Raw genomic sequence first — 594 nt, forward strand, 5'->3', positions numbered from 1 at the left:
CGGCCCCCGCCGGTCCCGCCCTGTTGGCGGCTGGGTCCGGGGATGCCGCCGAGACCACCGGCCCGGCGGACGCCCCCGCCGAGTCGGACGCCCCGGACGCGGAGACCGATCCGACGGCGCGGCGCGACTCCAACCGGCAGATCGCCGCCGTCGTGGGAGCCGCCGCGTTGTTCGGCGCGGTCTTCCTGGGAAGGCGATACCGCAAGAAGAAGAAGTAGCGCGACGCCCCGCGCTGGCACACCGAAAGGAATCCGACGATGACCCGACCCATCACCCTGTTCACCGGCCAGTGGGCCGACCTGCCCTTCGAGGAGGTCTGCCGGCTGGCCGCGGACTGGGGTTACGACGGTCTGGAGATCGCCTGCTCCGGCGACCACTTCGAAGTGGACAAGGCCCTCGCCGACGACGAGTACGTGCCGGCGAAACTGGCCCAGCTCGAGCGGCACGGCCTCGGGGTGTGGACGCTGTCCAACCACCTCGTCGGACAGGCCGTCTGCGACGACCCCATCGACCACCGGCACCAGAACATCCTGCCGGCCCGGATCTGGGGCGACGGCGAGCCGGAGGGGGTGCGGCGGCGCGCCGCCGCGGGGA

1 protein-coding gene and 1 pseudogene are annotated in these 594 nt (G+C 72.9%); both read left to right on the forward strand.

Annotation, left to right across the window (positions count from 1 at the left end):
• On the forward strand, nucleotides 1-218 hold a 218-nt coding region (locus tag ACTIDRAF_RS31640; protein ID WP_039790007.1), incomplete at its 5' end, for a hypothetical protein.
• 39 nt (nucleotides 219-257) lie between these two features.
• Nucleotides 258-594, forward strand: a pseudogene (locus tag ACTIDRAF_RS31645) (sugar phosphate isomerase/epimerase); the annotation flags it as partial.

Origin of the sequence: Actinoalloteichus spitiensis RMV-1378, assembly GCF_000239155.1 — a bacterium.
GTDB lineage: Bacteria > Actinomycetota > Actinomycetes > Mycobacteriales > Pseudonocardiaceae > Actinoalloteichus_B > Actinoalloteichus_B spitiensis.